Source organism: Bacillota bacterium (assembly GCA_013177945.1).
Classification (GTDB): Bacteria; Bacillota; DSM-12270; order Thermacetogeniales; family Thermacetogeniaceae; genus Ch130.
Map to the genome: position 1 here is coordinate 169,826 of JABLXW010000013.1, position 22,578 is coordinate 192,403.

The 22,578-nt window shown below is 54.8% G+C and carries 20 protein-coding genes, 1 pseudogene and 1 riboswitch; of the genes and pseudogenes, 20 read left to right on the forward strand and 1 reads right to left on the reverse strand.

Going from position 1 to position 22,578, the window contains the following annotated elements; all coding sequences use genetic code 11:
* The first annotated feature begins 178 nt into the window (after positions 1 to 178).
* From priA to yfcE, 17 genes and pseudogenes are all read left to right on the forward strand, one after another.
* Positions 179 to 2,173, forward strand: coding sequence for a primosomal protein N' (gene priA, locus HPY58_09060; GenBank protein ID NPV29784.1), 1,995 nt, complete (start codon positions 179 to 181; stop codon positions 2,171 to 2,173).
* 33 nt (positions 2,174 to 2,206) lie between these two features.
* Positions 2,207 to 2,659, forward strand: a complete 453-nt coding sequence (def, locus tag HPY58_09065) for a peptide deformylase (protein ID NPV29785.1) — start codon at positions 2,207 to 2,209, stop codon at positions 2,657 to 2,659.
* Between the two features lie 22 nt (positions 2,660 to 2,681).
* On the forward strand, positions 2,682 to 3,620 hold the full coding sequence (locus HPY58_09070; protein ID NPV29786.1) for a methionyl-tRNA formyltransferase: 939 nt from the start codon (positions 2,682 to 2,684) through the stop codon (positions 3,618 to 3,620).
* A 9-nt stretch (positions 3,621 to 3,629) separates the two neighbouring features.
* Positions 3,630 to 4,424, forward strand: a complete 795-nt coding sequence (locus HPY58_09075; GenBank protein ID NPV29787.1) for a DUF116 domain-containing protein — start codon at positions 3,630 to 3,632, stop codon at positions 4,422 to 4,424.
* A 44-nt stretch (positions 4,425 to 4,468) separates the two neighbouring features.
* The gene (rsmB, locus tag HPY58_09080; GenBank protein ID NPV29788.1) at positions 4,469 to 5,881 is read left to right on the forward strand and encodes a 16S rRNA (cytosine(967)-C(5))-methyltransferase RsmB; all 1,413 of its coding nucleotides are present in this window, start codon (positions 4,469 to 4,471) and stop codon (positions 5,879 to 5,881) included.
* Complete coding sequence (locus HPY58_09085; protein NPV29789.1) at positions 5,851 to 6,627, forward strand: DUF3662 and FHA domain-containing protein; 777 nt, start codon at positions 5,851 to 5,853, stop codon at positions 6,625 to 6,627. The genes rsmB and HPY58_09085 overlap by 31 nt, the downstream gene beginning before the upstream one ends.
* Positions 6,581 to 6,967: pseudogene (locus HPY58_09090) on the forward strand (FHA domain-containing protein). The gene HPY58_09085 and the pseudogene HPY58_09090 overlap by 47 nt, the downstream one beginning before the upstream one ends.
* Before the next feature lie 1,339 nt (positions 6,968 to 8,306).
* Complete coding sequence (locus HPY58_09095; protein ID NPV29790.1) at positions 8,307 to 9,695, forward strand: hypothetical protein; 1,389 nt, start codon at positions 8,307 to 8,309, stop codon at positions 9,693 to 9,695.
* A 14-nt stretch (positions 9,696 to 9,709) separates the two neighbouring features.
* Complete coding sequence (pknB, locus tag HPY58_09100) at positions 9,710 to 11,524, forward strand: Stk1 family PASTA domain-containing Ser/Thr kinase (protein NPV29791.1); 1,815 nt, start codon at positions 9,710 to 9,712, stop codon at positions 11,522 to 11,524.
* Between the two features lie 22 nt (positions 11,525 to 11,546).
* Positions 11,547 to 12,422 carry a ribosome small subunit-dependent GTPase A gene (gene rsgA, locus HPY58_09105; protein ID NPV29792.1) on the forward strand — a complete coding sequence of 292 codons (876 nt, stop codon included), beginning with the start codon at positions 11,547 to 11,549 and terminating at the stop codon, positions 12,420 to 12,422.
* Complete coding sequence (locus tag HPY58_09110; protein ID NPV29793.1) at positions 12,419 to 13,123, forward strand: ribulose-phosphate 3-epimerase; 705 nt, start codon at positions 12,419 to 12,421, stop codon at positions 13,121 to 13,123. Before rsgA ends, HPY58_09110 begins: the two co-directional genes overlap by 4 nt.
* A gap of 111 nt (positions 13,124 to 13,234) precedes the next feature.
* Positions 13,235 to 13,432: a hypothetical protein gene (locus HPY58_09115; protein NPV29794.1), complete on the forward strand. Its 198-nt coding sequence runs from the start codon at positions 13,235 to 13,237 to the stop codon at positions 13,430 to 13,432.
* 87 nt (positions 13,433 to 13,519) lie between these two features.
* Positions 13,520 to 13,672, forward strand: a riboswitch (FMN riboswitch).
* A gap of 88 nt (positions 13,673 to 13,760) precedes the next feature.
* Positions 13,761 to 14,867 (forward strand): bifunctional diaminohydroxyphosphoribosylaminopyrimidine deaminase/5-amino-6-(5-phosphoribosylamino)uracil reductase RibD, encoded by a 1,107-nt coding sequence (gene ribD, locus HPY58_09120; protein NPV29795.1) that lies wholly within the window; start codon positions 13,761 to 13,763, stop codon positions 14,865 to 14,867.
* A 14-nt stretch (positions 14,868 to 14,881) separates the two neighbouring features.
* Entirely contained in the window at positions 14,882 to 15,529 is a 648-nt protein-coding gene (locus HPY58_09125) for a riboflavin synthase (GenBank protein NPV29796.1), read from the forward strand.
* A 24-nt stretch (positions 15,530 to 15,553) separates the two neighbouring features.
* Positions 15,554 to 16,768: a bifunctional 3,4-dihydroxy-2-butanone-4-phosphate synthase/GTP cyclohydrolase II gene (locus HPY58_09130; protein NPV29797.1), complete on the forward strand. Its 1,215-nt coding sequence runs from the start codon at positions 15,554 to 15,556 to the stop codon at positions 16,766 to 16,768.
* An 18-nt stretch (positions 16,769 to 16,786) separates the two neighbouring features.
* Positions 16,787 to 17,272 carry a 6,7-dimethyl-8-ribityllumazine synthase gene (locus tag HPY58_09135; protein NPV29798.1) on the forward strand — a complete coding sequence of 162 codons (486 nt, stop codon included), beginning with the start codon at positions 16,787 to 16,789 and terminating at the stop codon, positions 17,270 to 17,272.
* A gap of 12 nt (positions 17,273 to 17,284) precedes the next feature.
* Positions 17,285 to 17,839, forward strand: a complete 555-nt coding sequence (gene yfcE, locus HPY58_09140; protein ID NPV29799.1) for a phosphodiesterase — start codon at positions 17,285 to 17,287, stop codon at positions 17,837 to 17,839.
* A 2-nt stretch (positions 17,840 to 17,841) separates the two neighbouring features.
* Here the strand turns inward: yfcE and HPY58_09145 are convergent, their stop codons facing one another.
* Entirely contained in the window at positions 17,842 to 18,030 is a 189-nt protein-coding gene (locus HPY58_09145; GenBank protein NPV29800.1) for a 50S ribosomal protein L28, read from the reverse strand.
* Positions 18,031 to 18,259: 229 nt separating this feature from the next.
* Here HPY58_09145 and HPY58_09150 point away from each other — a divergent pair, with 229 nt between their 5' ends.
* From HPY58_09150 to recG, 3 genes are read left to right on the forward strand one after another with little or no spacing between them, the layout of a single operon-like run.
* Positions 18,260 to 18,613, forward strand: coding sequence for an Asp23/Gls24 family envelope stress response protein (locus tag HPY58_09150; protein ID NPV29801.1), 354 nt, complete (start codon positions 18,260 to 18,262; stop codon positions 18,611 to 18,613).
* Positions 18,614 to 18,633: 20 nt separating this feature from the next.
* Positions 18,634 to 20,277, forward strand: coding sequence for a DAK2 domain-containing protein (locus tag HPY58_09155; protein ID NPV29802.1), 1,644 nt, complete (start codon positions 18,634 to 18,636; stop codon positions 20,275 to 20,277).
* Positions 20,278 to 20,323: 46 nt separating this feature from the next.
* On the forward strand, positions 20,324 to 22,381 hold the full coding sequence (gene recG / locus HPY58_09160) for an ATP-dependent DNA helicase RecG (protein NPV29803.1): 2,058 nt from the start codon (positions 20,324 to 20,326) through the stop codon (positions 22,379 to 22,381).
* Positions 22,382 to 22,578 lie beyond the last annotated feature (197 nt).

The following is a 22,578-nucleotide window of genomic DNA, read 5'->3' on the forward strand; positions in this document are numbered from 1 at the left end:
CTTGAAAAATTGCATCAGACCAAAATGATACATAAACCCATGATAACCAGCCCAACTCAAGAGATCAGTTCCCTGTTACACTCTCTGTTGTTTCTTGGTTTCCTGATACAGCGAAGGGCTCTCTTGCTATAATAAGTTAGCAACGGGAGCTAAGATTTTCCCGAGGGGGATTTTTAAAGTGGAGGAAGAGTGTGCTGAGGTTGTAGTCAACGTCAATCATCCCAGGCTTGACAGAATTTATCACTACCGGGTACCCGAGCACTGGGAGCGGCCGGAGGTAGGGGTTCGGGTGACCGTTCCCTTTGGCTACCAGACCGTTCAGGGTTGGCTTGTCGGATACAGCTCGCCTCCTGCGGGAATCCCTCTCAAGGAGATAAGCGGGGTTTCCAGTCCGGAACCCGTTTTAACGCGCGAGCTTATCGCAATCGCGCGCTGGATGGCGGAACACTACCTGCATCCTTTATCCGAAATCCTGAAAATCATGACTCCTCCGGAAAGGCCCCGGCGCCGGCTCCGGTCTCCGGTGCCGTTGAAAATTTTAAGCCCTCCCCGGCCCGGAAAGGTGATTTTAACGCGGGAGCAGGTGGTTGCTTTAAAAGAAATTATAAGTTCCCTGCGGGCGCGGGAAGCAAGGCGGTTTCTTCTTTACGGGGTCACCGGAAGCGGAAAAACAGAGGTCTATCTCCGTGCCGCGGCTGCAGCCATTTCCCTTGGGCGCCAGGTCCTCTATCTCGTTCCCGAGATTGCCCTCACCCCCCAGGCAGGAGCCTGGTTTCGAGCGGTTTTTGGGGAACGGGTGGCAGTCTGGCACAGCAGATTATCCCGGGGCGAGAAATACCGGATTTGGGAGGGTGTTAAGCGGGGGGAATTGCGAGTTCTCATCGGCCCCCGCTCTGCAGTTTTGGCTCCCTTTTCCGATCTTGGCCTGATCGTTGTCGATGAAGAACACGATCCTTCTTACAAGCAGCAGGAAAAACCCTATTATCATGCCCGGGATGTTGCCGAACAGCGTGCTCTTTTAAACAAGGCAGTGCTTGTATTGGGGAGCGCCACGCCTTCCCTGGAAAGCTACAACCGGGCAGGAGAAGGAAGCTACAGGTTATTAACAATGTTCAGGCGGCCTCAGGGGCGGACTTTCCCCCGCATCTCCGTTATCGATCTGCGGACGGAACAGGACCTGGGGGCGGGTTTCCTGAGCCGGTACCTGAGAGAACAGATTCAGCTCCGCCTGGAACGGCGCGAGCAGGTAATATTGTTTCTCAACCGCCGGGGTTTTGCCCCCCTTGTTTTTTGCCCTGTTTGCGGTTACGTTTTAAAGTGCAAAAACTGCTCGATTTCTCTCGTCTACCACCGGACGACAGGGGACCTGCGGTGCCACTACTGCAACTCCAGGTGCCGGCTTCCCGAGCGCTGTCCCTGGTGCGGAAGCGCAAAGAAGCTGACTCTGCTGGGGTCCGGAACGCAGCGGGTTGAGTATTTTATCCGCCGCCTTTACCCGGAGGCCCGCATCCAACGCCTGGATCTGGATGCAACCCGGAAAAGGGAGGCGTTTGCCCGGATTCTGGACAGTTTTGCCAGAAAGGAGATCGATATTCTTCTCGGCACCCAAATGGTGACAAAAGGGCACGACTTCCCCGGAGTAACCCTTGTCGGAGTTCTGAATGCCGATCTCGCTTTGAACCTGCCGGATTACCGCGCTGCCGAACGCACCTTTCAGCTCCTCACTCAGGTTGCGGGAAGGGCAGGACGCGGCCGCATCCCGGGCGAGGTTGTGATTCAGACCTACCATCCCGGCCACTACAGCATCTGGAGCGCCTGCCGCAGGGATTACCTTTCTTTTTACCGGGAAGAGATAAGAAACCGGGCCTATCTGGGCTACCCGCCCTTTGAGGAGCTGATCCGCGTTCGGATCCTGGGAGAACGAGAGCAGGAAGTAAAATCTTTAGCTTCTGCCCTTGCTGAGGAGTTCCGGGAGCTTCTCCAGGAGGCTCCGGTCGCCGTTTTGGGGCCCGCCCCGGCACCGGTGTTGAAGGCCAGGGGGTACTACAGGTGGCAAATCATGTTGAAGGGAAAGTGCAGCGGGAGCCATGGCAAGATCAAAGCCTGTCTTGACCGCTATTATGACAAAACAAATGTTATAATAAATGTAGAAGTAGATCCATTTGGATTTTAAAAATTGACGACTTCTTTGGGAGTGAATGGAGAAGTGGCCGTTTACAAAATTGTAGAATTAGGAGACCCCGTGCTGCGGGAGAAGGCCCGCCCTGTCCCGGAGGTCAACAACAACATCCGGAAATTGCTCGCCAACCTGGCCGAAACCATGTATGCGGCGAAGGGAGTGGGGCTTGCTGCTCCTCAAATCGGCATTTCCAAGCGGGTGATCGTAGTAGATGTAGGGGAAGGGCTCTGGGAGTTGATTAATCCAGAAATAGTTTCCAGGCAGGGAGAGGAGATCGGAGTCGAGGGATGCCTGAGCATTCCCGGTGTTGCCGGAGAGGTTAAACGCGCCGCCCGGGTCGTTGTAAAGGGATGGGGCCGCGATGGGAACCAGGTTGAGATCAGAGCGAGCGGCTTGGGGGCGCGTGCCCTGCAGCATGAGATAGATCATCTGGACGGAATCCTCTTCATCGACAAGGTAATCAAGTTTATAGAGGGCTGAGGCCAGGAGGCAGGGGGGAATCGTGGAAATCCTTTTTTTCGGAACATCGGAATTCGCGCTTCCTACTTTGAAATTGCTGCTTGAAAGCAAGTGGAAGCTGGCCGGAGCTGTCACGCAGCCTGACCGGCCGCGGGGGCGCGGCCGGAAGGTTGCTCCTCCCCCGGTCAAAAGTTTTCTTGCCGGCTCCGGGGTCCCGGTTTTTCAGGTGGAATCGCCAAAAAACCTCTTCGGCCTCCCGGCGTTTCGGCATTTGCGGCCTGCGGTGGCCGTTGTCGTTGCCTACGGGAAGCTGCTCCCCCCCCAGATCCTCAGTCTTCCTCCCAAGGGGTGCATTAACCTCCATCCCTCCCTGCTTCCTGCTTACCGGGGAGCGGCTCCCATTCAAAGGGCGATCATCAACGGCGAGAAAAAAACGGGAGTGACAACGATGTACCTGAGCCCGGAAATGGATGCTGGAGATATCATTCTCCAGGAGGAGGTCGCAATCGAAGATGATGCCACCTATGGGGAGCTTGCGGAGCTTTTAGCAGAGAAGGGCGCGGCTCTTGTGCTTAAAACCCTGACCATGATCGATCAGGGGAGCGCCCCCCGCCGCTCCCAGGACCACAGCAAGGCAACCTATGCCCCTCCGCTTCAACCCTGGGAGGAGAGAATCGCCTGGGAGAAAAAGGCCGAAGACCTGTACAATCTGATCAGGGGTATGAATCCCTGCCCGGGGGCGTATACTTTCTTTAAAGGAAGAATTCTCAAGATCTGGCGTGCTCAGGTAATCGATCAGGATGCAGGGGATTTCGGCCCGGGTCAGGTCGTGGCTGTTGATCCCAAGCTCGGCTTCACCGTTCAAACGGGCCAGGGCCGGCTTTTGCTTCAAGAGGTCCAGCCTGCAGGCCGCCCCCGGATGAGCGGCGCCGAATTTTCGCGTGGCTACAGGATCGAACCCGGCATCCTTTTGGGAGAGTAGGGTTTCCCGGTGCGCGCCAGGAAGCGTCTTTTTATCGGATTGCTTGGCCTCGGGGTGGCTCTGATCCTGCTCCTTGTGATTTTTACAGTTTACCTTGCAATCAACTGGGAACGGCCCCTGAATCGAATCATTTTGCTGATTCTTGCGCTTTTGATCATAGCAGTCCTGGGGATTGTTTCCTTTGGAATTGCCGGCATCATCCTGACGCTTTGGAGCGCAAGGACGATTCCTTCATTCGAGCATTTAATCCGGGTGACTCTCACCCTGCTTTTCCCAATCTCTTTGATGTTGGGGCGCATTTTGGGTTTCGGCCAGGAAAAGGTGCAGGCCTCCTTTGTGGAAGTGAACAACCAGCTGGTCCGGGCAAGGCGGAAGCGGGTTCTGCCAGGCCAGCTCCTCCTCCTTGCTCCTCATTGTCTCCAAAATGCCGAGTGTCCTCACAAAATTACGCTTTACCCTGACAACTGCAAAAGGTGCGGCAGGTGCCAGGTGTCTGAACTCCTTTCCTTGCGGGACCGATACGGAATCAGGCTTGCTTTTGCAACAGGGGGAACCCTGGCCCGTCGCTTTATCCAGCTTTACCGGCCCCAGGCGATCATTGCAATTGCCTGCGAGCGGGATCTTGCGAGCGGGATTCAGGATACCAGCCCCCTCCCGGTGCTCGGCGTTTTGAATCAAAGACCGTACGGCCCCTGCTTCAACACCCGTGTTGACTTAAAAGAGGTGGAAGGCGCGGTTCTTTATTTTTTGCAAACCCGGGAGCCTCGGGAGCAGAGGTTGTCACAGGAACCGGAAAGCGGGTAGAATTACCTTAGGGTGGAATTGAACAGGTGAAGCAAGGAGATCTTTTGCAAAACTTTTCCTCGGCACGGGATGGGGCGCTTCGGATACTTTTGGCGGTGGAGCGCGAGGGGGCTTACGCCAACCTTGCTCTCCAGAAGCTGACACGGTCCCGCCGCCTCAACCCTGCAGAGATGGCTTTGCTGACGGAGCTTGCATACGGCACCCTCCGTTTGAGGAACACCCTTGATTGGGTGATCGGCAAATTCAGCAAGGTTCCTGTTGAGCGCTTGAATTATGTGATCCGGAATATTTTGCGGCTCGCCGTTTACCAGTTGCTCTTTTTAGAGCGGGTTCCGGCCGCCGCTGTTTGCAACGAATCCGTGAATCTGGCAAGGAAATGGAGGCTTGACAGTCTGGCGGGGTTTGTTAATGGAGTGCTGCGCAATATCGTGCGCCACCCGGAAAGAATTGAGTACCCTTCGCTGCAGGAAGATCCTGTGCTCCATATCAGCGTGAAATACTCCCATCCCGCCTGGCTCGTGGAGCGCTGGTTAAGGCGTTTTGGGGAGGAGGAAACGATTGCTTTATGCAGGACAAACAACATGCCGCCTCCTCTTGTGCTCCGCTGCAACACGCTGAAAGCTTCACCCGAGCAGTTGCGTAAAATATTAGAAGAGGAAGGGATATCCGCCCGGCCAAGCCCTCTCATCCCGGAGGGATTGAGGGTTTCCCGGCTTGCTTTTTTGCCCGACTGCGCTTCTTTCCGAGAAGGTTTTTTTGTCGTCCAGGATGAAAGTTCGATGCTTGCCTCTCTTGTCCTGAATCCTCAACCCGGGTCCTTTGTTGTTGACGCGTGCAGCGGCCCCGGAGGGAAAACGAGTCACCTTGCCCAGATCATGAAAAACAAGGGAAGGGTTCTGGCGCTGGATATTCACGAGCACCGGCTGAGGCTGGTCCAGAAAACCTGTCTCAGGCTGGGGATTTCCATCGTCGAAACCTCTCTCCTCGATGCCCGGTTTCTTCCTGAAGAGTTGTGGGGAAGGGCAGATTACTTGCTGGTGGATGCGCCGTGCTCCGGCCTTGGTGTAATCAGGCGGCGCCCCGACTTGCGCTGGCGCGTTTGCCCCGAGGAACTGGTCCATCACGCCCAGGCGCAACTGGCGATCCTGGAAGGTGCCGGGAAGTGCTTAAAAAAGGGCGGGGTTCTGGTCTACAGCACCTGTTCAACCGAGCCCGAAGAGAATCTCGAGGTGGTAACGCGTTTTTTAACCGACCATCCAGATTTTGAACCTCAAGAGATCGTTTCCCGGCTTCCTTTCCCGCTTGTATATGACGAAGATCGAGTTTCGGCACGGGCCGGCCACCTCCAGCTCTTGCCTCACCGCCACGGAACCGATGGTTTTTTTCTGGCGTGCCTGAAGAAGACAAGCGAAGAGCAGGTGAGAAGATGGATTTGCAAGTATGGGAAAAGTGGTTAACCAACTTCTGGGAAGGCATTTTTCGGAGAAAAGGCAACCGACCTATCCAGCCCGTAGAGATTGCCCGGGCCCTCGTGAGGGAAATGAATGCCCAGCGGCGGGTAAGCGTTTCCCGGGTTTATGCTCCCAATACTTTTACCGTGAGCCTGGGGAGGGCCGATTACGAAAAATGCGCTCCTCTCCAGGAGCCCTTCAGCAGAGAACTTGAAGAATACCTTCAGGTTAAAGCTGCCGAAAAGGGGTTTACCTTAATCGGGAGGCCGCGGGTTTCTTTTCTTGAAGATCCCTCGCTGGGAATTGGCGAAATTCGGGTAAAATCCTCGTTTGCCTCCTCCAGAGAAGAACGGGAGTCGCCTGAAGTTGAAGAGCCGGTAACCGGCCCGGCCCGGAGCGAGGAAATTCGCCAGATTGACCATACGATGATTTTTAGTAAAAAAGGACTTCAGGAAAGGGAGGGCTTTTTTCTCAAGGTGGTACAGGGGCCCGACCAGGGAAAGGTCTTTTCTCTCGGCAGGGAAGAACGGTACACAATCGGGCGAAAAAGCACAAACCAGATTGTGCTTTCGGATTTAAACACCTCCCGGGAGCATGCCCTGCTTGAATGGCGCGACGGCAATCTCTATTTAACCGATCTCCAGAGCCGGAACGGCACGCTGGTAAACGGGATTCCGATTAAACAGAAGTGCCTCAAGATCGGGGATAGAATCCAGATTGGAGAGAACATCTTGCAGGTTGAAGGGGGCTGAAGCAGTGGTCTGGCTCACCTTGGCCTTCAAGTATCTGGTTCTTGTCTTGCTCTATCTTTTTTTCTTCTGGGTGGTTTCTTTAATCGTTAAGGATCTGAAAGGGGAGGTACGGGCATCCAGAAGGCCGGCAGCTACACTGACGGTTCTTCTTTCAGAGTGCCTTGCGGTGGCACCGGGGACAAGGTGGGTTCTCAAAAACGATGTAATAATTGGAAGAGGTCCGGATTGCGATATTAATCTCCCGGATCATTACGTTTCTTCCCGCCACGCCAGAATTTACCTTTCCGGAGGAGAGTACTTCGTAGAGGATCTGGGCAGCACCAACGGGACCTTTTTAAACAACAAACCCCTTTTTGCAGCTGCGAGAATCAGGCCGGGGGACCGGCTGCAAATCGGACGGGTTACCCTTGCTTTAACTTCAGGGGATGTTCAGGTTAAAGGCTTCACCTCTTATCTTTTGTCTTTTTGCCCCGGTGTCTTTCCGATTGCCGGCGGGGCGGCCCTGTATGCAGAGAGGTTTATCGGGCTGCACGATTTTGCGCTCCTTGCCTTTGTTGGTTTTCTTCTCGGGGCAAGTTCCCTTGTTTGCCACCTGCGGAGAAGGGGAGACCCTTTTTTATTCTCTTTGTTTGGGGTCCTGGCTTCACTCGGCCTGATTTTTCTCTACCGCATCAACCCCTTTTTCGGACTGCGGCAGTCCATTTGGGTCCTGCTGGGCCTGCTCATCATCTGGCTGGTTCAGGCATTTTTGCGCAACTACAGGCGTTTGACCGACTATAAATATCTCTTTATGGCCTTGGGGATCGTTTTCCTTTTTCTCACCATTTTCTTGGGAACCGGGGCAGGGGGAGCCCGAAGCTGGCTTGCCCTGGGTTCTTTTCGCTTTCAGCCTTCCGAGGCCGTGAAAATCTTTATGGTGATTTTTTTAGCAGGATACCTGGATGAAAACCGGGAAATTTTAACGCGGGGGACGAGGAAAATCGGCCCTTTTTTAGTCCCGGACTGGCCTTATCTGGGCCCCCTGCTGGCCGCCTGCGGCCTTTCCCTCCTGCTTCTCGTCTTTCAGCGGGATTTGGGAATGGCCCTCCTTTTTTTTGCCACCTTTTTGCTGATGGTTTATCTTGCCACGCAGCGTTTTTCATATCTGTTGACGGGCATCCTCCTTTTCCTGGGAGGCGCCCTTCTGTGTTATTTTCTTTTTCCTCACGTGCGTACCAGAATTGCGGTTTATCTTAACCCCTGGCAGTCGCCGGGAGGCGGGGGCTACCAGATCCTCCAATCACTTTTCGCCCTGGGAAGCGGCGGCCTTTTGGGTTGGGGTCTGGGGAGCGGCTTCCCTGAATTGATCCCCGCCGTTCATACCGATTTCATTTTTTCTTTAATTGGAGAAGAATTCGGTCTCGCGGGAACTTTGGGCATCATCACCCTTTATCTTTTCTTCGTCTGGCGGGGGCTGCGGATCGCTTTCCGGATGCCTGAAGGGTTCGGATGCCTGCTGATCTTCGGGTTCAGCTCCCTGTTCGCCCTCCAGGCATTGATCATTCTCGGAGGGGTGGTTAATCTCATTCCTTTAACGGGGCTCCCTTTACCCTTTCTCAGTTACGGGGGAAGCTCTCTGGTTTCTAACTGCTTCCTGACCGGAACCCTGCTGAAGGTGAGTGAGTGGGTGAAAACAGGTCATGCAGGATTCCATCAGAAAGTTTAGCCTCTTTATCGTCGGGTGTTTTGTAATTTACTCTCTTTACCTGGTTTACGTCCAGATCTGGAAGGGGCCCGCCTTGTGTAAAAACAGCGCAAACCCCCGGCCCTGGCTTCTGGAAAAGCGCGTGGTTCGGGGAGGAATCTACGCCCGGGAGGGCGAAAAAATAGCAGAAAGTCTCCGCCTGGGAAAGGGCTTCTTCCGGCGCTACCGGTTCGGACCCCTTTATGCCCACCTTGTCGGTTACGAATCCCGGCGTTTGGGTAAAGCAGGGCTGGAGGAGATTTACGATCACGAGCTTTTAGGCATGAGGGGATCAATTGTTAAAAGCTGGGAGGTGCGTTGGGGGTTAAAGGAGGTCCGGGGGAATGATCTCTATCTTACGATTAGCCATAAAATGCAGGAGAGAGCCTGGCAACTGCTTGCGCCTCACCGGGGCGCTGCGGTTGTTTTAAATCCCCAAACCGGAGAAATCCTTGCCATGGTAAGCACTCCGGGCTTTGACCCCAACCCGCGCGAGCTTGAAGAAAACTGGGAAAAGCTCAAAAGTAACCCCGGACACCCTCTTTTAAACCGGGCTGCCGCCGGTTTGTATCCACCCGGATCGACTTTAAAAATTGTGACTGCAGCGATTGGTGTAAAAGAGTTTCCACAACTCCCCGGTGAATCCGTTTTTTGCCGGGGGGAACTGGAGATTCAGGGAGGGCGTCTGCGCGATCTCCGCCCGCACGGATGGGTTGATTTAAACCGCGCCCTGGCGGTTTCCTGCAACAGCTATTTTGGTGGTTTGGGGCTGCGGCTGGGAGCCGCACGTTTTGCGGAGGGCCTTCGAAATTTCGGTTGGGGGAAAGGGGTTCCCCTGGAACTGCCGGCAGAGCCGATTCCTCTGCCGGAGGAAAGCTTTGCGAGCGCAAGCGGCCTCGCCGAGGCGGCGGTGGGGCAGGGTAAAATCGTTGCCAGTCCTTTGTTTATGGCGCTTGTAGCCGGTTCCCTTGGCAATGATGGGGTGATGATGAAGCCTTACCTGGTGCGCGAAATTCGGAGCCCCGGAGGAGAAGTAATCTGGAGGGCCCGGCCCCGTGTTTTAAGGCGAACCGTACCTTCTCCGGTTGCGGCAAGAGTGCGGGAGGCAATGGTGGAGGCCGTTGCAAGGGGTACGGGAAGGGCTGCGTCTCTTCCGGGAATTCAGGTGGCGGGCAAAACCGGCTCCGCAGAAAATCCGGCAGGCTCCCCTCATGCCTGGTTTGTCGCCTTTGCCCCTGCGGACCGGCCCCGGGTAGCCGTCAGTGTCTTGATCGAAAACGGAGGGCAGGGAGGCAGGGTGGCAGCACCCATAGCCCGGGAATTGATGAAGCTTGCCTTGTTCTGAGGGGGTTTGACTCAATGGTGGGAAAAATTTTGGGCAATAGATACGAAATCGTGGCAAAACTCGGCTCCGGAGGCATGGCCCATGTTTATCAGGCAAGGTGCAGGATCCTGAACAGGATCGTCACCGTAAAAATCCTGCGGGCCGAGCTGGCAGAAGACAAGGAATTCGTACAGCGTTTCCGGCGGGAGGCCCAGACTGTAGCAAGCCTCTCTCACCCGAACGTTGTGAGCATCTACGATATCGGCGAGGAAGCGGGTATTCCCTACCTTGTTATGGAGTATGTTGAGGGGTCCAATTTAAAAGAGATTATTGAAAGGGAAGGGCCGCTCCCCCCGGCGGAAGCAGCTAATCTCGGCGCCCAGGTTTGCGCGGCCCTGGCCCATGCCCACGAAAAAGGAATTATCCACCGGGACATTAAGCCCCACAATATTCTGGTGACGCCTGCAGGGCGGGTAAAGGTAACGGACTTTGGGTTGGCAAGGGTGCTTTCCCTGCCCAGCGCCACCCAGTCCGGCTCGGTGATGGGTTCGGTACACTACTTTTCGCCAGAGCAGGCCCGGGGTGAAGAAGTGGGCCCGAAATCTGATCTCTACTCCCTGGGCGTTGTGCTCTACGAAGTGGTTACAGGGCATGTACCCTTTCGCGGTGACAACCCGATTTCAGTTGCCCTGAAGCATTTGCAGGAATTACCCCCCGCTCCCAGCAAAGAGAACCCCGCGGTCCCCCGGTGGCTGGAAAAAATTATTTTTAAGGCAATGGCAAAAGACCCGCGGCAGCGTTTTGCTTCTGCAAGAGAGATGCAGAGGGCGCTGGCAGAGGAGTTCGCCCCGCGCGAAGATATTGAGGATGAGAATAACAATGGAGAATTGGCGCACCTGACTTCCGGCGCACCAGAGGGCTCCCCGCAGCGGCGCTTTCGCCCTGCTGCCTGGCTGGCGCTGTTTGCCCTCTTGGTCCTGATCACTGCGGGAAGTGTTTGGGCGGCATCGAAATGGTTTTTCGTCAGGGATGTCACTGTTCCCCCGGTAACCCAAATTCCCCTTGCCGATGCGGAGGCTAAAATAAAAGCCTTGGGGCTGGATCCCAGGGCCCACGAAATCTATGATCCCCAGGTCCCTGCCGGAATTGTCTTGCGCCAGAGCCCGCTGGCAGGAACGCCTGTGAAAAAGGGGCGTGTTGTCGAGCTGTGGGTGAGCAAAGGGCCGCGCCTTGTCTGGCTGCCTGATGTCACGGGCTACCCGTTGAGGGAAGCAAAAGCCTACTTAACAAACGCCGGTTTTCAGGTCAAAGTGGAAGAAGTTTACGACCAGGACGTTCCCCCCCAGGCGATAGCAGGGCAGGTGCCTGCCGGAGACCGTCGGGTAACGGAGGGGAGCGAAGTTACTCTTCGGGTGAGCAAGGGGCCCCCTCCGGGAGATCTTGTCATGCCCTCCCTGATCGGCCTTACGGTGGAACAGGCGCGGGAGGTCCTGGACAGCGTGGGGCTGGGATTGGGTGAAATCAGGGACGAGGCCAGTCTTGACTATCCGGAGGGAATCATTTTTGGTCAAAGCATCAGCCAGGGCACACCGGTTCGCCCCGGCGATGTTGTAAACGTAATCCGCAGCAAGGGCCCCGGGCCCCAGCAGCGTCTGGTTCCTCTGGAACTGAAGGTACGCGATTCGGGAGAGGTTAAGGTTGTTGTCCAGGATGCCCGGGGCACGCGGGTTGTTTACCAGCAGTTCCACCAGGCAGGAGAGAAGATTAAAAAAGAATTCCTGGTTTTCGGCGCCGGAGAAATCCAGATTTATTTCCAGGGCCAGTTTTTTGAAAAATACTCCATAGAATAGGCGGGGTTAAGAGGAGGCATTCATGCACGAAGGATTGATCGTTAAGGGCTATGGAGGCTTCTATTTCGTTCAATCAGACCAGAAGATCTGGCGGTGCCGGGGGCGGGGCCGCCTCCAGTTTAAAGAACAGTTCTTGCTCCCGGGCGACCGCGTGCTGTTTTCGCCTGTGGAGGAGGGAATGGGGGTCATCGAGGCCATCCTCCCACGCAAGAACACCCTCCGCCGTCCGGCCGTCGCAAACGTGGATCAGGCAATTTTGGTTTTTTCCCTGGCGCAGCCCGAACCGGACTTGAAACTACTGGATCGCCTTCTCGTCTTGTGCGGTGTTGAAGGGATCGACGCCGTCATCTGCTTCAACAAGCTGGATCTTGTTGACGGAGAGTTTGCGGCCGGCCTGGCCTCCCTCTACCGGGGGATAGGTTATGTGGCAATTCTTGTCTCCGCACTCCAGGGCAGGGGGGTCGAAAATTTGCGTGACCTGATCAAAGGCAGGCTTTCTGTTTTAGCCGGGCCCTCGGGTGCCGGCAAGTCAACGCTCCTCAATGCTCTGGAGCCCGGCCTCTCTTTGAAAACAGGGGAGGTCAGCAGGAAGCTGAAGAGGGGAAGGCATACCACCAGATATGTGGAGCTTCTGCCCCTTGCAGGAGGCTTAATTGCCGACACCCCCGGTTTTAGCAACCTGGATTTGCCCCGCCTGGAAAGAACGGAGCTCGGTTATTATTTTCCGGAAATTCACGAGCTGTCTAAGGGCTGCCGGTTTCACGATTGCTTGCATATGCAGGAACCCGGTTGTGCGGTGAGGGCTGCTTTTCAGGAAGGGAGGATCAACCCCACCCGCTATCGAAACTATCTGAGTATGCTTTTTGAAGTTCTTGCCAGGGAGCGGATTTACGAATGAAGATCCAGCTTGCCCCCTCTATTTTGACAGCCGATTTTGGCAATCTTGCAGTTCAGATCCGCCGCCTTGAAGAAGGCGGGGCTGACTCCCTGCATCTTGACATTATGGATGGGCGCTTTGTTCCGAATCTTACCTTTGGCCCTCCGGTCGTGGCCTCCCTCCGCAAGATTACCAGACTTCCCTTTGATATTCACCTGATGGTGCAGGAGCCCGAACGTTTCCTGGAGGCTTTTGCCGGGGCAGGGGGAAACAGTTTAACCGTTCATGCCGAGTCTTCCCCTCACCTCCACCGCGTGGTTAAGGCCATCAAAGGACTGGGTTTGAAGGCAGGAGTTGCCTTAAATCCCGCCACTCCTCTTCATGCCCTGGAATTTGTTCTGGAAGAGGTCGATCTGGTTTTGCTAATGACCGTGAATCCGGGGTGGGGAGGCCAGGAGTTTATCCCCCAGATGCTCCGGAAGATTAAAAAATTAAGAAAGAGAATTTTACGCGCCCGGCTCCCGGTGGAGATTCAGGTTGACGGCGGGATCAACCGTGCAACCCTGGCAGGGGTTGTTGCTGCCGGGGCAGATCACCTCGTGATCGGCTCTGCCCTGTTTAACGAAGAAGACCCGGGAAAGGCCCTCCAGGAGTACCGGAGCCAGGCGGAAGGGGCCTTCCGCGAAAGCTGGTGGGGAAATTTCCAGGATTCGGAGGTTTAACCACCTGCCGGCGGTTGCTTAGAAGAAACCTCCCAAGCACCATGTAAATCCCCTGAGAAATTTTTGCTTTAGATAAATTTTTTAAAGGTTTATTTTAGGAGGTGGATTCTTGTGGAGTGCCAGAGGGAAAAGAATCTTGAGAATTGCTCCTGCACCTATCAACACTGCGAGAAAAAAGGGATCTGCTGCGAGTGCGTTGCTTACCACAGAAAGCGCGGCGAGCTGCCTGGCTGCTTTTTCCCACCGGAAGTTGAGCGCACCTATGACCGCTCAATTGTGGCCTTCCTCCGCTGCTGCGCCGGAAAGTAAAAACTTTTTTGAAAAAAGGTTGACCTGTTCAAGAGAAGGGTGTAAAATCACAAGAGAATTGAAAAAACCAGATAAGTCAGGGCCTGAAGGCTCCTTCGGGGGCAGGTGGAATTCCGCACCGGCGGTGATGCCTTGCAGTGAGGTTAAGCCCGCGAGTCCGGCACTCCCGTTTGTGAGTGCTGGATTGATCCGGTGAGAATCCGGAGCCGACAGTGAAAGTCTGGAGGGGAGAGGGAAGTTCTTCTGTGCAGTTGGTGCTTTGTGTTTCAATCCCGGGCCTTCGGCTGCGGGATTTTTTATGATCCGCTAAAATCTGGAGGAAGATCTGGTGGAAAGAGAATCCTTCTTTATGGCGCGGGCATTGGAGCTGGCCGCTTTAGCCCGGGGGAAAACGAGCCCCAATCCGCTTGTGGGAGCAGTCGTGGTTAAGAACGGGTTGATCGTGGGAGAGGGATACCACCGGAAAGCCGGCACCTCCCACGCAGAGGTTCTTGCCCTGCAGCAGGCGGGTGAAAAGGCAGAGGGTGCAACCCTTTACGTTTCTCTGGAACCCTGTTGCCACTATGGACGGACCCCTCCCTGCACCGAGGCCATCATCCGCGCCGGGATCAAACAGGTTTATGTGGCCACTCCAGATCCCAACCCGCTGGTGGCCGGAAAAGGAATCCAGGCTTTGCGGGAAGCGGGCATTGACGTTCGGGTGGGCCTTCTGGAAGAGGAGGCGCGCCGCCTGAACGAGGCCTTTTTTAAATACATCGTTTCAAAGGAGCCTTTTGTTACCCTGAAGGTGGCGATGAGCCTTGATGGAAAAATTGCCACCTGCACCGGGGATTCTCGGTGGATTACGGGAAAAGAAGCGCGGGCCTGCGTCCACCGCCTGCGGGCGGAAAATGATGCCGTCATGGTGGGCATCGGGACCGTGCTTTCCGATGATCCCCTGCTTACCGTGAGGCTGCCGGGCGAAGATAAACAACCCCTGCGCGTCGTTGTGGACAGCAGATTGCGAATTCCCCTTGAGGCCCGCCTTGTCCAGACCGCGCAGGAAGTGCCGACAGTAGTTGCTGCCGTGAAAGGAAAATTTCAGGCGGAAAAGAAAACATTATTGGCCGCTTCCGGTGTGGAAGTTTGGGAGCTGCCGGAGCAGGAGGGCCGGGTTAACCTCCGGTCGCTGATGGTGGAACTCGGCAAAAGGGAGGTTTTAAGTGTTCTCCTCGAGGGAGGGGGAACCTTAAACGCGGGCGCCCTTGCAGCAGGAATTATCGATAAATTTATTTTCTTTCTTGCCCCGAAAATCATCGGAGGAAGCCGCGCCCCGGGGCCCTTTGGGGGCCCCGGTTTTGAAAGCTTGAAGGACGCCTTTTTGATTTCCGAACTGGTCTGCACCAAAGCGGGCGATGATTTAATGATCACCGGATACCCGGCGCGGCGCGCGTAAGGGAGTGAAAGCGGTTGTTTACGGGCCTTGTGGAAGAGAAGGGACTCGTCCGGAGTTTTGTGAAAGGCGGGCCCTCGGGCTTTTTGACCATAGAGGCCCGCAGGGTGCTTGAGGGCCTGGAAGAAGGGGACAGCATCGCCGTAAACGGCGTCTGTCTTACGGTAACCGGCTTCGATTCCTGTGCTTTCACGGTAGATGTGATGGCGGAAACCCTTGAAAAGACAAACATCGGGCTCTTGGCGCCGGGTGCTGTCGTTAACCTGGAGCGGGCCCTGAAGATAGGGGGGAGGTTGGGCGGCCACTTTGTAACGGGACACGTAGATGCGACCGGAGCGATCTTGAGTTCCCGGCCGCGGGGTATTGCTGTTGAATTGTGGATCAAGGCCCCACCGGAGGTGGAAAGTTTTCTGGTGCCCCAGGGTTCTGTAGCCCTGGACGGAGTAAGCCTCACTGTCGCAGATTTAAAACCGGGCGCCTTTATGGTCAGCTTGATTCCCCATACCAGGGAAAAAACCACATTGGGAAGCAAACGGGTGGGCGATCTCCTCAACATTGAGGCGGATATCATGGGAAAATATATCAGCTACTTGCTCATGAGGCGAGGGATTGGACAAAGCGAGAGAATAACTCCGGAATTTCTAGCCGAACACGGGTTTATTTGATTGAGAGATTGGGGAGGAGCAGACATGGAGCACTGCGGACAGTTTCACAGCATCGAGGAGGCCATTGAAGAGATTAAAGCAGGCCGGATGGTTATTGTCGTGGACGATGAGGACCGGGAAAACGAGGGGGATCTTGTCATTGCCGCAGAGAAGGTCACCCCGGAAGCCATTAACTTCATGGCTACCTACGGGAAAGGACTCATCTGCATGCCGGTTATCGGTGAGCGCCTGGATGAGTTGGAGATTCAGCCAATGGTTGCCCAGAATACGGAAAGTTTAGAAACGGCTTTCACGGTTTCCGTAGACGCGGCCACCGTTACCACAGGGATTTCTGCTTTTGAGCGCGCCTTCACCATTCGCACCATTCTTGATCCCAAAACCAAACCACAGGACCTGCGGCGGCCCGGGCATGTTTTTCCTCTGCGGGCAAAGGAAGGCGGCGTCTTGAGAAGGGCCGGCCATACGGAGGCAGCCGTGGACCTGGCGCGCCTGGCCGGTCTTTATCCTGCCGGTGTTATCTGCGAAATTATGAATGACGACGGAACAATGGCGCGCGTGCCGGAGCTGCTCAAGTTTGCTCAAAAACACGGCTTGAAGATTATTACCATTGCCGATCTCATCGAATACCGGCGCCGGACGGAGAAACTGATCAGGAAGGTTGCTGCCACACTCCTTCCCACCAGGTACGGAGAGTTTAAGGCCGTTGCGTATGAGAGCATTCTGGACCACAACTGCCACCTTGCCCTGGTAAAGGGTGAGATTCAGCCTCAGAATCCGGTTCTTACCCGTGTTCACTCGGAATGCTTGACCGGGGATGTTTTCGGATCCCTCCGCTGCGATTGCGGTGAGCAGCTTGCCCAGGCCCTCAAGATGATTGCGCGGGAAGGAACCGGCGTCCTGTTGTATATGAGGCAGGAGGGGAGGGGAATCGGGCTTCTCAATAAAATCAAAGCTTATAAACTTCAAGATCAGGGGTGCGATACCGTTGAAGCCAACGAGCTGCTCGGCTTTCCCCCGGATTTGCGCGATTACGGGATAGGAGCTCAAATTCTTGTGGATTTGGGTTTAAAGAAGATCCGGTTGCTCACGAACAACCCCCGGAAAATCGCGGGTCTGGAGGGGTACGGACTGGAGATTGTGGAAAGGGTCCCCATTGAAATCCCTCCCATTGCGGAGAATCACCGCTATTTAAAGACGAAAAAAGAAAAATTGGGGCACCTTCTGGCCCTGAAAAAGTAGAGGGAGGAGAAGAAGCCGATGGTGAAAATTTTCGAAGGGAAGCTTCTAGGCCAGGGACTGCGCTTCGGAATCGTTGTGGCCAGGTTTAACGACTTCATTACAAGCCGTCTCCTGAGCGGTGCCCTTGACACCCTCCGGAGGCACGGGGTGGGCGACCAGGATCTTGAGGTGGCATGGGTTCCCGGCGCCTTCGAAATACCCCTTGCAGCAAAAAAAATGGCGGCGCGCGGCTACGATGGAGTGATCTGCCTGGGTGCTGTAATCAGAGGGGCGACACCCCACTTCGATTATATTGCCGGCGAGGTCACCAAGGGAATTGCACAGGTTGGGCTGGAGACGGGGGTTCCTGTTGTCTACGGTTTGATTACCGCCGACACCCTGGAGCAGGCGATCGAACGGGCGGGGACAAAGGCGGGGAACAAGGGCTCGGAGGCGGCCCTGACGGCCCTGGAAATGGTCAACCTCTTCCGGGAATTGCAGCGGGATGCAGGATTTCAGGTATAAAGGAGAGTGTTTATGCGCCTCGGGATAATCAGCGACACTCACGGTTCTGCTGCCGCGTGGGAAAAGGCAATGAGTGCTGTTTTCAAGGAAGTGGAACTGATCATCCACGCAGGAGATGTTCTTTACCACGGCCCCCGCAATCCCCTGCCGGAGGGATACGATCCCCAAAGGCTGGCGGCTTTGATCAATAAGGCCCCGGTGCCGGTGATCATTGCGCGGGGAAACTGCGACGCAGAGATCGATCAGCTTTTAATCGAGTGGCCGCTTCAGGCCCCTTACGCCTTTTTGCAGGTAGAAAGCCTGCGCCTTCTGGTAACTCACGGGCATCAGGCCCCGTTCCAGGAATTGCAGGCGCAGGCAGAGCGCTACCGGGTTCGGCTGCTGATTTCCGGACATACTCACCTTCCCGAAATTTCAAAGGAGAGGGGAGTCGTTTTTCTCAATCCCGGCTCTCCTTCTCTCCCAAAGGGCACCCCGGCAAGACCCACGGCTGCTCTGGTTGATGAAAGAAGCGTCCGGCTGATTGATGCAGAAACCGGCCAAACCCTGAACGAGGTTTTCTTTTAAAGCTACAGAGCGCGTTTTACCTTGCCTGCTTTAAGACAGCGCGTGCAAACTTTAAGACGAACAGGCCTTCCGTTGACGACCGTCCGGATGGATTGCAGGTTCGGAGACCAGGTTCTTTTGGTGCGGATGTGGGAATGGCTGACCTGCATTCCAACCTTTACCCCTTTTCCGCAAAGGGCACATTTTGCCATTTGAACACCCTCCTTTCTCACAAGCCCTATTCTAGCAAATAGAAGATCCCCTGGCAAGAAAAACGGCAAAAAACTCGCGCGGCCTTCGGCAGGCTCTCAAGCCGCCTTGTCATCTCCTTTGTTTGACCGGTTTTTAAAAAACAGGATATAATTTTCGGAAGGAAAAATCACAACAAGAGCGAAAAATAAGGTTTGTGTGGCTGGAGAAGAGCCTTAAGGAGGCTGAAAAATGAGCGGGAACCAGAGGACCGGTTACGGCAGCATTGAGATCGCGCGGGAGGCTCTGGCTACCATTGCCGGCGCCGCAGCCGTCCGCTGCTATGGGATCGTGGGAATGGCCCCCCGGGGACTGCGGCAGGGTGTTGCCGAAATCTTGGGAAGGGATTCCCTGGGTCAGGGAGTAGAGGTCCGGATAGAGGGGGAAGAAGTCAAGGTTGATCTTTGGGTTGTGATGTGCTACGGCGTTAAAATTGCTGAAGTTGCCCATAACGTGATGGAGGCGGTTCGTTATGAAATCGAAAAGATGACGGGTCTCCGGACCGCCGAGGTTAACGTCAATGTTGTGGGTGTTAAGGTTTTTTAGCAAGGTGGGGTGGAAAAGGATTGACTTCGGAGGGTGTGACTGGGGAGCAGGTAAAACAGCTTTTCGAGGGAGGCCTCGCTTTTCTTGCAGAAAAACAGAAGGAGATCGACCGGCTCAACGTTTTTCCGGTTCCCGATGGAGATACGGGCCGCAACATGTATCTCACCCTGGTTGCCGCGGTGAAAGAAGCACAAAAGGTTAAAACATCAAGCATCGGCAAAGTTGGTGAGGCCCTGGCAAAGGGTTCCCTGATGGGTGCGCGCGGAAATTCGGGTGTCATCCTGTCCCAGCTCATCCGCGGTCTGGCGGAGGCAGTTAAAGGAAAAGAAAGGGTCACGTTCCAGGAATTTGCAAAAGCCTGGCAGGCTGCAGTCGCAACAGCTTACCGGGCCGTAATTAAACCTGTAGAAGGTACAATGTTGACCGTGGCCCACGGGGTGGCGCGGGGGTTCAGCGAAGCCGCGACAACGGCAAGGGATTTGGGGGAGATTCTGTCCCGGGCAATCCAGAGGGGCTCTGAGGCCCTCCAGCGAACCCCTGACCTGCTCCCTGTCCTAAAGAAGGCGGGGGTTGTCGATGCAGGAGGAAAAGGGCTGCTTGTCATCCTCGAGGGTGGCCTGAAGAGCCTCCTGGATGGACGACTTTCTCCTTCGGAAGCCAGGGTGAGTTTGGGCCTGGAGCAGCCCTCCCTCCCAACAGGAGAGGGAGACTTTACATGCCTCTACTGTGTGGAGTTTTTGCTGCGCGGGAAGCCGTTTCCAAAGAGCCAGTTTCAGGCCGGTCTCCAGGAATTAGGGGAGAGTCTCCTGATCGGAGGCGGCGGTGATTTAACCAGGATTCACATCCACACAAACCATCCGGGCAAAGTCCTGGAGCACTGCCTCCAATTCGGTACACTTCACAATATTCAGATCAGCAATATGAGAGACCAGTGGGAGGAGAGTATGCGGGAAGGCGAGGAGGAGCAGCCGCCGGGAGCCGGCGCCGGGGATCCGGCGCCGAACCCGGCACAGATAGGGATTGTTGCGGTGGCGTCCGGGGAAGGAATCAAAAAGATCTTTTTTAACTTGGGAGTCGACCAGATCATCGAGGGCGGCCAGACGATGAATCCGCCCGTCGAAGAGTTCGTGAATGCGATTGAACAGGTGCCGGCTCCGCAGGTGCTGGTTCTTCCCAATAACAAAAATTTAATACTGGCTGCAGAGCAGGCAAAGCAGCTTGTAAACCGGGCCGTAGAGGTTATACCCTCCCACAGTGTCCCTGCGGGAATCGCCGCCCTCCTGAGTTTTAACCCTTCGTCTTCACTTCAAGAGAACAGGGACAAAATGACCCGGCATTTGGCTCAGGTGAAGGTCGGGGAAGTCACATACGCAGTTCGGGACGCCGCTTCAAAAGGCATCTTTATTAAGGAAGGAGATTTAATTGGTCTTCATGGAAGGGAAATTGTTGCAGCCGGTTCTTCTTTAGACCAGGTTGTTCTCGAATTGATAGACAGGATGCTGGCCGAAGGGGACGGGCTGATTACCCTCTATGCCGGAAAAGATGTTGCCGGCGAAGAGGCGGAAAAAATTGCCGGGCAGGTTCGGGCGCGTTACCCGGAGCAGGAAGTTGAGCTTCACTACGGAGGGCAGCCGGTTTATTACTTTTTGATTGGCATTGAATAGAAAGGAAGGAAGACTTGATGAAACCGGGGTAGACGCCAGGACCAGAATGAAAACCAGATCGTTGACCGCGCGGGAACTCGGCATGATCAAGATTACAGAACTGCCCCAGGTGGGAGAGAGCCGCGCCAGGCTTTTCAACAAGCTGGGAATTTACTCCCTGTTTGATCTGCTTTACTACCTCCCGCGGCGCTATGAGGACAGGCGCCTGCTTCCGGCAATCGCCGCTTTAAAACCGGGCGAAGTGGGGACGGTAAAGGGAGTTATCTGCGGTGTTGAAGAAACCTCTTCAAGGCGCGGGTTTTCCATTTTGCGGGTGGAGATAAAAGATGCATCCGGCAGCGCGGTAGCCGTCTGGTTTAATCAGCCCTTTTTAAAAAAATTATTTCGGAAGGGTTTGCCCCTTACGGTAACAGGGAAAGCCGAACGCAGCCTTTTTGCCTTTGAAATTGCGGCGATAGATTACGAAGTCGGGAGCAGCAGCACACCCGTCCACGTTGGTCGCATTGTTCCCGTCTACGGGGCAACCGAAGAATTAAGCCAGCGCTCTTTAAGGCGCTTCATGTACCGGTGCCTGAAGGCGTACGCAGGATGGGCAAAGGATCTTCTTCCCCTTGAACTGAAGGAGAGGCTGGGCCTGCTTCCGCTTGCCGAAGCCCTCTTTCAAATCCACTTTCCCCGCGATTTTGAGGCCCTCAAAAAAGCGCGCGAGCGTCTGGTTTTTGAGGAACTTTTTTTGTTTCAAATCGGTTTGTCGACAATTCAAAAGAAAATCCAGAGCAGGGGGAGAAGGCATCTTCCGAAGTCCGATTTGCCCGAAAATTTTCTTAGATCGCTGCCCTTTTCCCTGACGCCTGCCCAGCTCCGGGTGCTTGAGGAAATCAAAAACGATTTGACAAGCGAGCGGAGGATGTACCGCCTCCTTCAGGGTGACGTTGGGTGCGGGAAAACTGTTGTGGCCTTGTATGCACTATTTACGGTTGTTGCTGCAGGCTGCCAGGGCGCTCTGATGGCGCCTACCGAGGTTCTGGCCGAACAGCATTACCTCGCACTGCGAAGGTATGCAGCACCGCTGGGGGTTCGCGTCGCAATTTTAACCGGTTCCCTTTCCAGGCGGGAGCGGGAGGAATGTTTGAGCCGGCTGAGGGAGGGGCAGCTTGAGATCCTGGTGGGCACCCATGCACTCCTTGAAGAACAGGTTGTTTTCAACAACCTCGGGCTCATTGTCATCGATGAGCAGCACCGTTTCGGAGTCCAGCAGCGCGATCTCCTGCTGGCAAAATCTCCTGATGCAGATGTTCTGGTGATGACCGCAACCCCAATTCCCCGGAGTCTTGCCCTCACCGTTTACGGCGATCTTGATCTGTCGGTGATTGATGAGTTTCCACCGGGGAGGAAGGGAGTAAAAACCTATTATCTCCCTGTCCGCGACAGGGAAAAGGCATACCAGTTTCTCAAAAAAGAGTTAAAAGCAGGCCGCCAGGCCTACGTGATTTGCCCCCTCATTGAAGAATCGGAAAAAATAGATGTGGATGCCGCCGTAAAACGGGCTGCAGAGCTGGCAGGGGAGTTTTCGGAATACCGCGTCGGCCTCTTGCACGGAAAGCTTGCCATCAGGGAAAAGGAAAGGGTCATGGAGGCCTTTCGGAAAGGGGAAATTCAGCTCCTGGTGGCTACTTCGGTGATCGAGGTTGGAATTGATGTGCCGAACGCCTCTCTCATTATTATCGAAGGAGCCGAAAGGTTTGGGCTGGCTCAGCTTCACCAGCTGCGCGGGCGCGTCGGGAGAGGGGGCGCACCAGGTTTTTGCATCCTGATCGGCAATCCCCAGACGCAGGAGGCCAGGGAACGGATCAAGGCTCTTTTAAAATGCCAGAATGGATTTCAGGTTGCCGAAAGAGACCTGTATTTAAGGGGGCCCGGTGAATTGATGGGAACGAGACAGCATGGTTTATCTGACTTCCGGGTTGTCGATATTTTCCAGGATGGCCCTCTTCTGGAAAAAACGAAAAAGGCTGCGCAGCTGTACTTTGAAAGGGTTGATCAAGAGCTCAGGGAGGAAATCAATTATCGATTCCCTTCGCTGATGAATACTTTTAAATACTAATTTTTGGAGAAAATTCATAAAAAAGGATCTTCAGTATAAAAAGCCTCGCTCTTTAAAGAACGGGGCTTTTTTGGTTTGATCTTACTCGTATTAATCTCTTTTTTTCGTCTACACTAGTAGTGAAAACAAAATGCTGCTCGGGAAATAATGCTAGGATAAAAAACTTCGCGGCGACAATACTAAAAATAAAAAAAGAA